8 protein-coding genes are annotated in these 12,946 nt (G+C 42.9%); 6 read left to right on the top strand and 2 right to left on the bottom strand.

Annotation, left to right across the window (positions count from 1 at the left end; all coding sequences use genetic code 11):
* Positions 1-68: 68 nt before the first annotated feature.
* Positions 69-1,880 (bottom strand): M61 family metallopeptidase, encoded by a 1,812-nt coding sequence (locus L2744_RS02200; RefSeq protein WP_248990518.1) that lies wholly within the window; start codon positions 1,878-1,880, stop codon positions 69-71.
* A 154-nt stretch (positions 1,881-2,034) separates the two neighbouring features.
* Here L2744_RS02200 and L2744_RS02195 point away from each other — a divergent pair, with 154 nt between their 5' ends.
* The 5 genes from L2744_RS02195 (at position 2,035) to L2744_RS02175 (ending at position 8,669) form a co-directional block, all read left to right on the top strand.
* Positions 2,035-4,206, top strand: coding sequence for a tetratricopeptide repeat protein (locus L2744_RS02195; RefSeq protein ID WP_248990517.1), 2,172 nt, complete (start codon positions 2,035-2,037; stop codon positions 4,204-4,206).
* A 152-nt stretch (positions 4,207-4,358) separates the two neighbouring features.
* The gene (locus tag L2744_RS02190; protein WP_011790084.1) at positions 4,359-5,915 is read left to right on the top strand and encodes a GGDEF domain-containing protein; all 1,557 of its coding nucleotides are present in this window, start codon (positions 4,359-4,361) and stop codon (positions 5,913-5,915) included.
* A 55-nt stretch (positions 5,916-5,970) separates the two neighbouring features.
* Positions 5,971-7,326, top strand: a complete 1,356-nt coding sequence (gene ppnN / locus L2744_RS02185; RefSeq protein ID WP_248990516.1) for a nucleotide 5'-monophosphate nucleosidase PpnN — start codon at positions 5,971-5,973, stop codon at positions 7,324-7,326.
* 21 nt (positions 7,327-7,347) lie between these two features.
* Positions 7,348-8,136 carry a flap endonuclease Xni gene (gene xni, locus L2744_RS02180; RefSeq protein WP_248990515.1) on the top strand — a complete coding sequence of 263 codons (789 nt, stop codon included), beginning with the start codon at positions 7,348-7,350 and terminating at the stop codon, positions 8,134-8,136.
* Between the two features lie 110 nt (positions 8,137-8,246).
* The gene (locus L2744_RS02175; RefSeq protein ID WP_248990514.1) at positions 8,247-8,669 is read left to right on the top strand and encodes a DUF3192 domain-containing protein; all 423 of its coding nucleotides are present in this window, start codon (positions 8,247-8,249) and stop codon (positions 8,667-8,669) included.
* Positions 8,670-8,776: 107 nt separating this feature from the next.
* On the opposite strand, the gene L2744_RS02170 is transcribed toward L2744_RS02175, so the two are convergent.
* Positions 8,777-11,611 (bottom strand): S9 family peptidase, encoded by a 2,835-nt coding sequence (locus L2744_RS02170; RefSeq protein ID WP_248990513.1) that lies wholly within the window; start codon positions 11,609-11,611, stop codon positions 8,777-8,779.
* 254 nt (positions 11,612-11,865) lie between these two features.
* Between L2744_RS02170 and L2744_RS02165 the strand changes: the two genes are divergently transcribed.
* Positions 11,866-12,876 (top strand): isocitrate dehydrogenase, encoded by a 1,011-nt coding sequence (locus tag L2744_RS02165; RefSeq protein WP_248990512.1) that lies wholly within the window; start codon positions 11,866-11,868, stop codon positions 12,874-12,876.
* The last annotated feature ends 70 nt before the right edge of the window (positions 12,877-12,946 follow it).

Raw genomic sequence — 12,946 nt, 5'->3', positions numbered from 1 at the left:
AACGAGTACATGATAAAAAAGCGCGCTAAATTAGGCGCGCTTTTAATCCAGATAACAACATAAATACGTTAGATTTTAACCGCTAATTCGCCTCGATTATCAAAAGGCCACTCAATACCCAACCATGCCTTAAAGAACGCCTTTTGCTGCTTAGTTGCATTAGCATTGCCCTTTAACATCAGCATACCACTTTGTTGCTCACCCAGTTTCAGAGTCACTTGCTTGATTTTATCGTTGCTAAATAAGGTTACTTCAATGCTATCGCCAGCATTAAAATCTTTTATCCGTTTATTAAAGCCTGTAGCTGTTACCTTAAGACCATTAATCGCGAGGACTTCATCACCCGCTACAATGCCCGCTTGCCATGCGGGACCATTACGCAATACTTGATCTAATACCAAAGATCCATATTTACTGCTTAAGGTCATGCCCGCAAATGCCTCAGCTTTGGAATCCTTTCCATAGGACATAACCAAACCAGCCTGTGCTAACAGATCTGGGTAATCTAGGCTTATAGGACGATTCACATTAGCGTGCCACCAAGGAGTGTAATCTTTACCTGATAAATCTTTTAGAATTTGCTGCACATCATTGATCGTATATCCCTTGGGCACCCGATGATTTTGATATAAACGACGGTGCACATCACGGTAAGAATGCTTCAGTTTAGAGTCTTCGAGAAGTGAGAAGTCTAAGGCTAAAGAGGTTAAGTAGCCCTCGGAGTAAATATTCACACTGTGATTAATCGCATAATCGCCACCCGTACTAGTCCATTGCCCTGCACTGGCCTCGGCGACAGACTGAGTTTCTCGCCCTGGATTAAGTTGGTTTTTTTCAATACGTTTGGCTAAATCGTCGAGAAACTCTTTTGGTGTCATCACACCAGCCCGAAGGAGTAACTGTCCTTGGAAATAGCTAGTTGAACCCTCGGCCATCCATAATAATTCCGTCATATTTTCATGCTGGTAATCATAGGGGACGAGCCCATCTGGGCGATAAGCTTTGACATTCCAAGTGTGGATAAATTCGTGGGATGCCGTACTAATAAAGCGTAAATAATCCCTACGTTCCCGAAAACTAAAACGGGGTAGCTGAATAATAGTGGAGTTTAAATGTTCAGTCGCCCCACTTGCGCCACTGGTAGCATGTACCATATAAACATAACGCTCAAAAGGATAATCATCCCAAATGGCTTTTGCTTGACGACTTAATGCGGTTAAATCCTTGACTATTTTATCGACGTTGTAATTTCCTTCTCCCCAAAAAACAAGCTCATACTTTTTCCCATCTGCACTGAAGTTTCTATGAGTACTGATGCCTGTTTCAATAGGAGAGTCAATTAACACGTCATAATTGGGCGCAATAAAAGAATGGGCTAAATGACCAGAAGCCATTCCCGAATAGCTTTGCCATGTTTTAGGCACTTTTAACTGCACTTCAACGGGTTCAGATCTAAATTGTGGACTGTACATAAACACACCACTGGCATCTAAAAACGCATGACTGGCATCAATATGACGAACCCGTTGATCTAATTCATTAGCATATAACTGGTAAGTTACCGTTACACGTGTCGGTTGTTTGAGCATAACTTGCCATTCACCGCTCGCCGTGCGCTTCCATGGCAGATCATTACCTTTACTGTCTTGAGCGCTAAAGAGGCGCACGCCATCGGCTAAAGGTAATACTTGATATTTCCCCGTACGCCACACAGGAAGATTAACGGTAAAACTGTGACCACTCGTCTCAGGAAACATGACCCTAACATGTGCCAAATGCTGCTCTGGCTGGCTTAAGTCAATTTCATAGTTTACATCAGCAAATACACTGGCTGAAAAAAATCCACTTAGCATCAAGATTGATAATCTGTTGGGTTTCACTCTTGCTTCCTTCTGTTATTATGCTTCTTATAATTTCCCCAAGTATAACAAGTCGATGTAGCAAGCTCATTAGTCGCTAACAAAAGCTAACAAAAGCTAACAAAAGCTAACAAAATATATTCCTTGCCCTAGGAAAGATGAGATCAGTATAAAAATGCAAAAAATTATTGTTATTTTATTGACGCTGTTAATGTCGGTTTCCTGGAGTGTTCAGAGTCGTGATCTTGAATCTGAAGAAGTTGAACTGCGTGAAACACCGCAAAACATGTACGACACCCTACATAAATCGCTCTCTTTCCCTATTGTCTTTAAAAATCGTGAACAATTCGAGCGTGTAGCCCAAGAGCAAGGTTATAAGCCAGCAGAATTTATGCATCTTTTGCAATTACTGGCACGACTTAATATGGAACCCAATGTTAAATCTAAAGTTGGAGTTCAAGATGCAAATGCCATCATAGCGCTACTCGCAAGTATTGCCGAATCGCCCTATGAACAAGCCTTTGTTGCTATGTTGAAGGGGAGGTATATTGGTCGAACAGAACAAAAGTATCAAGAAGCAATAACCCTCTATAACGAGGCGCTCAGCCGTATCAATGACAGCTTTGATATTGAAGCCATGCTGCTTAAGCACACCATTCACGAGCATTTAGGTGGTTTACATTTAGTCATACGCCAAGATGTTCCCGCCTTAATGCACTTTCATACCTATCGTGATATCGCCTATAAGCTACGAAATGATTATCTGATTGCTGCTGCGGAATCAAAACTTGGCCATTATTACAATAAAAATCAGCAACTAACTAAATCATTACAACATTACAGTGAAGCCATTCGGCTCTCTAACCGCTCTAACTATCCCTCAATGAAAACCCACCTACAGCTGCAGTTAGCCAAGGTTTATCGTGATTTAAAGCAATGGGATGAAGCGCTGAAGAATGCCCATGAAGCCGCTGACGGTTTTAAAAAAATGGGCAATGATACTTATCTATCGAGTTGTATGACTGTCATCGCCATGGTGTACGGTGAACAAGGAGACTGGAATAAGGCTATTGATTACTACCTTAATGCCCAGCAATTAGATGCTAAACGCGGTAACTATATTGCCCAAGGTCTGAACTACCATAACCTTGGGCAAGCCTACTCAAATATCAGTGACAACACGAATGCCTTAAAATATTTATTAATGGCAAATCAAATCTTTCAAGAAAAGCAAAGTCATCATTATTTAGTGTATAACGAATTATTGATTGGTGAAGTAGCCAAAACCAATCAAGATTGGCCATTGATGATGAGTCATGCCGATAATGCATTGGTGCTTGCAACCGAACTAAAACTGATGGACGAGCAAAAATCCGCATTAACACTCATCGCCCTCGCGGCAGAAAATTTAGGAGAACAGGGTAAAACCATAGAGACACAAAAGCAGATCATTGAATTAAGTTCACAAGAGCAAAATACAGATAAAGCCCCATCTGTATCACCATCAACGCTCGCAGAGCAGCAACTCAAGCTTGAACTTAGCCTGTTACAAAATAAATTTAATGAAGCTCAGCAAGAAACCAAAAACACCTATAAGCTATTGGTATTATGTGGTTTTATTCTGGCATTATTTATTATCATTATGTTGATACAACTTAAATCTCGCCGCCAAATCAAAATCGAAAATAAAGCGTTAGCACAACTCAGTCAGCAGGAAGCTTTTACCCATCACCTAGGATATGCTGCTTTACTTGCACATTTAAGCCCTGGACATTTAAACCAAAAACAACCATCAACAGCCGCACTAGGCTTAATTGAATTTCCAGAGCACGTCACGACGGATCTTCACTATGGCCAATACTTTGCCAATACCATAAACACTAAATTGGCTGCCCTAATATCTGATGCACTATCCCTACCCGTCTATGTTATACGTCAAGGGGTATTTGCCGTTCGATTCAACCATGGGATAGAACCAGAGCAAATTATCAGCCAAATTCGACAGTACCTCGATAGACAAGCATTGACCCAGACGTTTAAGCTCGGATTTATTAACTTACCTCTGCTGGTTAAATCAGAAATGAAAATGGCGCCTCAACTTCAATTTGAGACAGCGCAAATGGCCCTCGCCTGCGCGCGTAGCATACCGACTCAAGGCGATCATTTTGTTAGTCTCAGGGCGCTCGATTTTGTACCACCAACGCTCTTTGCAAATCCGCTCTTTTTACATCTCGAGAAGGGCATTGAACGCGGATTGATCCGCGTGGAAACCAACGCAAATAAAGACGATATCCATTGGCCTTGCTGGGAAAATAACCAATATAGACAATTACTGGAAAATATTTGATCAATATCAGTCATTAATCACGGGGACACAGCCAAATCGCATTTGCACTCTACTGTCATTGTTATAACATTAGTAGCATATCGACTTCACAGCTAATCTGGACATAGGATCGTCATGCTTTTTAGCCTTGCAGAGTTAGGAAAATACTCCGGATGAAGGATTCAAACGCAACCGTTTCACAACTTGCATTATTACAACAAAAACTTCACTCGGCCAAACTCGCCTTAGATGAAGTCAATGAAGATAGAAATGCCAAGTTACAAACACTACTCCAATTTATTGGCCATTTAAGCCTAGCCTGTAAAGGGCAAAACCTTGAACTGGATAATAAGCTCGCTAAACTTCGCCATAACTTAAGTACGTTTGAGCGGATCGATGAGGCATTACCAGAATTAGTGGATGTTGAACGCCTATTAAAAGGCCAATATCACCATGTGATGGTACAACTCGAAGAAAGTCGAGCGGGATTAGCCCAAGTGGTTCGTCAGATCCAACGCGTTAACTCTGCACCCGAAAAACTCAAAAAAGAAGTTAACTATTTCAAGCAGGATCTTTCCAAGCCTTTCCATACGGTTTGGGAATATATTCCTAAAGTTAAACAAATTATTGGCTTTTACGAAACCATATTACAGCAGCAATTTAGCGAATCAGAAAAGCTTGAAATTCTACCTAAGCACAGACAACTTGCCCATGAACTAGCCCATATGATTTCGGAAATTGAATTCCGTAAAGATCAACGTGATCAAGTGTTAGTCATAAAGGAAATGCTAGCCTCCGATATAGAAATCGATAATTTACTCGAAGCTTATCAAACCATTTTATCTTTATTGCTTGATAACATCGCACGGGAAAAGTCGGCATCCCAAGAATTTTTATACGCCTTAAATGATGCCCTAGCCGCGGTACGGGAAGTGGTCAGTGAATCCTACAACCACACCCAACGCAGTTTTCAGCTAAAAACACAGTTAAACAGAGAGATCAATACTCGGGTTGATAACGCAGGAGCAATCATATTAGATGTTGAAGATGTGGTTGATCTTAAAGCAAAGCTTACCGAACAGTTAAACTCGATCCGCTCGGCATTAGCCCGTAAAGAAGCCTTGGAACAGAGGGAACAAGCACTGTTGCGTAAATCCATGGAAACAATGCGCAAAGAACTCAATGAACTCAGTACCGAAGCAAATACCTATAAAGAACGGTTATTCGAGCAACAAAAACTCAATTTATTAGATAGCTTAACGCAATTACCTAATCGCGCAGCCTTAGAAGAACGCATGGAGTTGGAATACCGTAACTATCAACGTCATAAGAGCCCATTGTGGGTGGCGGTTGCCGATATTGATCATTTTAAAACCATTAATGACAGTTTTGGCCACAGTACTGGTGATAAAACATTGCAGGTGATTGCGATGGCACTTAAGAACTCCCTACGAGATACAGAATTTGTTGCACGCTACGGCGGTGAAGAATTTGTCCTCTTACTACCCGATGTTGGTAACGGTGATATTGTTCAACTTTTAAACAGAGTGCGTGAAAAAGTAAAAAACATTCCATTTAAATTTAAAAATCAGAGAATTACAGTTACAGTATCTATAGGGGCTGCACAAGTTATGGGGAATGAGCTCATACATGAGACCTTCGAACGCGCCGATGCAGCACTCTATAAAGCAAAACATGAAAGCAGAGACAGGGTTGTGATTGACGTATAGTTAAGACCGACTATACGCCTCCTCTTATCACTCCTGTCAAACGAAGGAGTGATAAATGATAGTAAAAGTTAGCCCTAAAGGTAGCATGGATCAGCTTTCACAACTTGAAGTTGATCGCCTCAAAAAAAGCGCAAAAAGCGCATTGTATCAACTGTATCGTAACTGCTCACTCGCTGTACTTGCCGCTGGTTTAAAAACCGATAATTCTAAAGCCCTATTTGAACAATACAAAAACTTTGATATCAATGTCCTACAACGGGAACGCGGAGTTAAATTAGAACTCATCAATCCACCCGAACAGGCTTTTGTCGATGGCCAAATTATCACGGGTATTCAAGAACATCTGTTCTCTGTACTCAGGGATATTCTTTATATTAGCGACAAATATGAAACCCTAAAATACATCAATCTTGCCAATGCCAGCCATATTACTAACGTTGTCTTTGATATTCTGCGTAATGCGAGAGCCATTGCGCCAATGAAAGATCCCAATGTGGTCGTTTGTTGGGGTGGACACAGCATTAATGCCATCGAATATCAATATACCCGTGAGGTCGGCTATCAACTCGGACTGAGAGAACTCGATATCTGCACCGGTTGTGGCCCAGGAGCGATGGAAGGGCCAATGAAAGGTGCCGCGATTGGCCACGCAAAACAACGGATAAAGAATGCCCGCTACATTGGTTTGACAGAGCCTAGTATTATCGCTGCCGAGCCCCCTAATCAAATTGTCAATGAACTGGTGATTTTACCCGATATTGAAAAACGCTTAGAAGCCTTTGTACGCCTCGGGCACGGTATCATTATTTTCCCGGGTGGCGCGGGAACGGCTGAAGAACTGCTCTATATTTTGGGCATTTTACTGAATAAAGAAAATCAGGAAACGCCCTTCCCACTGATCCTCACAGGTCCCACGGAAAGCGCCGATTATTTCATAAAAATAGACGAGTTTATTGCCGCAACCTTAGGGGATGAAGCACAGAAAAAATATCAAATTATCATTGATAATCCCGCAGAGGTGGCTCGGGTAATGAAACAAGGTATGGAACAAGTCAAAGCCTACCGCAGAGCAACAGGCGATGCGTATCAATACCAATGGGCATTGAAGATTGAAGCGGAGTTTCAACTGCCCTTTATCCCAAGCCATGATGTCATGGCCAACTTGGATTTACACTTAAACATCGACAAAGCAAAACTTGCCACCAACCTACGAAAAGCCTTTTCGGGTATAGTAGCGGGTAATGTTAAATCGGATACAATCAAACAAATAGAGCATTTGGGTCCCTTCCAATTGAAAGGTGATCCAATACTGATGGATATGATGGATAACCTGTTGAGTGCGTTTGTGCAGCAACAGAGAATGAAACTTCCCGGCACAGCTTATGTACCATGTTATCAGATAGTTAAATAAGGTCGTTAGCAAACCAAGCCAATGAATAAGTTTTTAATCATCGATGGTCTCAACTTGGTTCGCCGTATTTATGCGGCGATCCCCGATGAGAACGATATGGAAAGCCTTAAGGAGCGCGTCACTTTGGCATGCACTAAATTGCTGCGCGTCCACCACCCTTCCCATATAGCTATCGTGTGGGATGGAGATGAAATTTCATGGCGTAAACAACTTTACCCCGACTATAAAAAAGGCCGTAAACCTATGCCTGAGCCACTTGCACAGGGACTCAGAGCATTACAGGAGCATTTAGCCACGCTTAATATCGCCTCTATCTATGCCGCCGCAGAAGCCGATGATGTGATTGCCACTCTTGCGGTGAAAACGGCTAAAGCACAAGGAGAAGCCATAATCGTTTCCACTGATAAAGGCTTTAGCCAGCTCAATCATCCACGCATTACTCAGTGGGATCATTTTAATCAGCAATACCTAGATATTGCTGCATTAGAACAAAAACTGGGCGTTGACCGTAGCCAGTTTCTCGATTTAATGGCGCTGGCAGGAGACAGCGGTAACAAGATCCCGGGTATTGCAGGCATAGGTCCAAAATCGGCGGCAGAACTTTTAAAGACCTTCAGGACATTAAGCACACTCTTTTCATCATTACCTAACTTGGGCGCTAAACAAGCGAAGAAACTGGCCGAGGGTAAAGAAATGGCGCGTCTCAGTTATAAGCTGGCGCAATTGCAAACGGATTTGCCTCTCAATATCAATTTAAAAGACTTCCGAGCAAACAGCACACCTCATCCAGCCCCCAATATAGAGCAATAAATGTATTGTTAACACTAAGTTGCAATAAACACATTTACCTTGGTGTAACAAAAGCGTATTTTATGGTCGAACTAGGGCGATTCATTCGATGAGGAAAGGGATTAGTTTAAATGAAATCAAAAACTTCAGTAATTATCGGTAGTATTTTTGCTGCTTATGTTGCGTTTGTGGCCGTGATAGTCCTCGTATATGAACCCACTCCCGATGAGATGAATTGGGAAGATAGACAAGCCTACTTGAACCAAAAAGTTAACGATCTAACCCTAGGGCAAGATATTACCGAGGTGAAATCGATGTTAGGTAAGGCTGATTTTTCAGAGGCTAAATCCATCGATGAAGCCCAACTGCAAGTGCTTTTTTATCGCACCCACCATGAAAAGTCAGATGGCATTACCACCAAAGGAGAATGCACACCGCTTATTTTTAAAAATAGCAAACTCATCGCTTGGGGTATTGATACTTATAAGCAGTACCTTGAGGCAGGCACAGATACGAGCTTAAATACGGCCAATGAAGCTCCTCTCAGCAATTAGCAATTAGCAATTAGCAATTAGCAATTAGCAATTAATACAATGCTGTGATTAACCCAATAAAAACGCCACTGGTTAAGTGGCGTTTTTGAAGCACAAGTCACAAAAACTTATTCATCATCAGTCTGATATTCGATGTAGGCTTCACCTTTACGAAGCCATGCTGGAGCTGGTTTACCCTTCAAATAATGGTCGAAATATTCCATCATACGAACACTGTAATCGAGCTTGTTAGGGTATTTTTTAAGATGATGCGGCTCATCTTCGTATTGCAAGAACACCACCTCTTTACCCGCACGGCGCATGGCTAAATACATTTCAACTCCTTGCTCCCAAGGCACCGCATCATCTTTGTCACCAAACATAATCATTAAAGGGGTTTGAATGCGATCTGCATAAAACACCGGAGAGTTTTCAATGTACTTTTGTGGTGCGGCAAACAAACTGGCACCAATACGACTCTGCCCTGTTTCATACTGGAACTGACGCGCAAGCCCAGTACCGTGACGAATACCACTGTAGGCGCTGGTCATATTGGCAACGGGAGCACCAGCCACAGCCGCTTTAAACATCTTAGTTTGAGTGATGGCAAACGCCGTTTGATAGCCACTCCATGAGTGACCTTGCAGACCTATCGCATCGGGATCGGCAATCCCCATATCAATCAGCTTTTGCACCCCAGAGGTGAGCGCCTGTACTGAACTCGCCCCAGGATAACCAATATCGAATCGAATATCCGGCAGAAAAACCGCATAGCCATTATTGATATACCAAGCAAAATTAGGTCTATGATTGATATTCATCTGTGGGAAAGCATGCAATCTATCCGTCATAAAGCGATAGTAGTAAACCAGCACTGGAACGCGTTTATCCGCTTGATAATTGACTGGCTTAATTAACACCCCATCCAACGGCTTACCATCACCATTGGTCCAATGAACGAGTTCAGCTTGGCCCCAATTAAAGGCTTGACGTTGCTTATCTAAATCGGTTTGCTTAACTGCGTTTTGAGGCGCACTGTAACTAGCCGTATATAAATCGGGGAATAAGTCGAAACGTTCCTTTGAAAACACAATAGTATCAGTATCTTTACTGCGCCCTAGTACTGTCAGCTTATACTCGCCTTGCATCAACGTCTTAACGCCCGCTTCACCCAAAGTGGCTTGGTAGAAGCCATCAGCCTTGGTTTTATCACTGTAACCATGGAGTAAAACCGTGGCGTTATAGGCAAGCTCGGTGGGCACATCGGGGCTATCCACGAGTCCCTCGACACGATACTGAATTTGTTGTGCTCGTCCTTTTCCTGCGGTTAACGCAAAACCCGCTTTAGACTCAGTATTAAACTGCCAGATATCGTATTTGTCATAGACTAAAAAGCCCGCATCATCCTTAAGCCAAGGGCCAAAACCATATCCTGGAGCGCTAGAGGGATAATCATGATCCTCATCGGCAAAACTCACGCCTAAGGATTTTGTCAGATTAGTACGACGCCCCTCGGCGATATCATAAAGATAAATATGACCTTGCTGATAATAAGCCACATACTTGCCATTTCCCGACAGCGTTGGCTCAGCGTCATTTGGTTGCTGTGTTAAAAATGGCACCTTACGGCCAGTGTTCATATCGATAAGATAGTAGTCTTGATAGAACCCAGCCCAAGTTGCCATCTTGCGATAGGGTAAATCTGAACTCGCCAACATAAAGCGTTTATGCTGTGAAATGGTCACATCCGGTACGGTTTTATCGCCAAGCTGCACTAGGTTATTTGAATCTAAATGCAGCACCGCAAGATAAGTGCGCTTTTGTTCTTTTTCGTATTGTTTGATTTCATTAGGTTTAATACGTAGATCATCACCATGCCAGACCTTAAGCCCGCGCTGACCAGTGACAATATCAGCATCAAAAAGATCTTTTTCTTCGGTAATTTTCTTTAAGCTAAGCTGCTGACTGACCTCCGGTACACGGCCAAAAAAGAGCCGCTCACTGTCTAATGAGAAGCTTAAGCTCGAGTATCGATTGAGTTTCCATTCGGGAGACTCAGGGGTTTTACTCACTTTACCCGACTTCAAATCGAGTACATTTAACTGATAGCTGCGGCCATAGGGCAATTCACTCGCTTGACCTTGGGTAAATGCCAGCCAGCGACCATTTTTTGCCAGTGCTAAGGCGCCAATCTGTTGGCTGGTCGACTCAAAGACTGTAGATTGCTGATGGGACTTTAAATCCACTAAGTGCAATTGATGTTGCTGATTGGCGATATCATTGACCGCCAGCGCGAGTCTGTGGCTGTCTTTATCGAAAGCATAAGCCGTGACATGTTCGGCATCGATTCGCTGAGTTTGGTTCTCTAAATTGATCAGACTAAAACGTCGACCCTGATCAAACTTATCAACCTTAGGTTTTTCAGATTTAACTGAACCTTCAGTAACCACTTCCGCTGTTTCACTGGCATCTTTAGACTCAACCTCTTTTTTCGCATCTTCATCGGCCTCAAACCAAATCGCCAGATGTTTACCCGCATCACTGAACGCAAATTCTTTTACGCGCTCAAAGCGGGTTTGCAAGCCTGTTTGAGTATCGAGTAATACCATGTCAGCCTTGAGTTTCTTCTTCGTCTTAGCATCACTGGTTTCAACGGTAAGCAAACTGGGTTTAACTACCATCGCCACATAACGGCCATCGTGACTGATAATAGGATCTGAACCACCCGCAATATTATAGGTTTGCTGTGAGAGTACATTTCTCACAATGGCGTGACTATCGCCCCGATCGGGAGCAGACTCCACCGCAAGCACTCGACCATTGTCGGCAATCACTGGCTTACCGAGGGACTCAAAATGCATTATGTCTGTTAAGGTGAGCGGCTTAGTGCTGGTTTCGGCCTGCACTGCTGGCAACATTCCTAGGGATAACAGAACCAGAGATGTAATAGGTAGTAACTTCAATGTCTTCCTCTTTTATGTATTTGTTAGACTAAAGTAGACTTTTTTAACCATTGGGTCTCCATCATCGTTAGAACCCAGTATTTTTACAAGTTATAGCATATAAAAAATCGTGATATCCCTCACTATTTCCTGTGAAGTTTGACCAAAGGTGGTTAAAATAATGGGGAGAAAAAATACCAAATTCATAGTCATGTTATCCGGAGTCTGCCGGATCGGACAATTGCAGTAACGACGAACCGTGGAAGGACTTCTCCATGTCAAAAAGAACGATAACCGTAATTCCAGGTGATGGAATTGGCCCAAGTATTATTGATTCAGCCTTAAAAATTCTCGATAAAGCAGGTTGTGATTTTGAATATGAATTTGCCGATGCTGGTTTAACAGCACTAGAAAAACAAGGCGAGTTACTTCCACAGCGTACCTTAGAACTCATCGAAAAAAATCGCATCACACTTAAAGGCCCACTCACTACGCCAGTGGGTGAAGGTTTTACTTCTATCAACGTAACATTACGTAAGAAGTTTGGCCTGTACGCGAACGTGCGCCCCGTGTTGTCGTTCAAAGGCACGCAAGCTCGTTATGAAAATATCGATATCATCACAGTACGTGAAAACACCGAAGGTATGTATTCTGGCCACGGTCAAAAAGTATCTGACGATGGTTTAACGGCTGAAGCAACCAGTATCGTCACTCGCCAAGGCGCCGAGCAAATTGCCACTTTCGCCTACGAACTGGCCCGTAAAGAAAACCGTAAAAAAGTCACTATCGTACATAAAGCCAACATCATGAAGTCAACTTCAGGCCTATTCCTGAAAGTGGCCCGTGAAGTCAGCCTACGTTACCCAGACATCAAGACAGAAGAAATGATCGTCGATGCAACGTGCATGAAATTAGTGATGAACCCAGAAAACTTCGATGTGATCGTGACCACCAACCTGTTCGGTGACATTCTGTCGGATCTGTGTGCAGGTCTTGTGGGGGGTTTAGGTATGGCACCGGGTGCAAACATTGGCCGTGATGCGGCGATTTTCGAAGCGGTTCACGGTAGTGCGCCAGATATCGCGGGTAAAAACCTCGCAAACCCAACCTCAGTCATTTTGGCCTCTATTCAAATGCTGGAATACTTAGGCATGGCTGATAAAGCGGAACAAATCCGTAAAGCCGTATCCGCCGTGATTGCAGAAGGTGACCGTACCACCCGCGACTTAGGCGGTACCCACGGCACCACAGATTTCACTCAAGCGGTACTCGATCGCCTAAGCTAAGATTAAAGCTAAACTCATTAAACACGAAAAAGCCCCAACGTTTCCTTTGGGGCTTTTTGTTATTTTGAAT

Source organism: Shewanella profunda (genome assembly GCF_023283765.1).
GTDB lineage: Bacteria > Pseudomonadota > Gammaproteobacteria > Enterobacterales > Shewanellaceae > Shewanella > Shewanella profunda.
The sequence above is the reverse complement of the archived record's forward strand: the minus strand, read 5'-3'. Positions and strand labels throughout refer to the sequence as shown.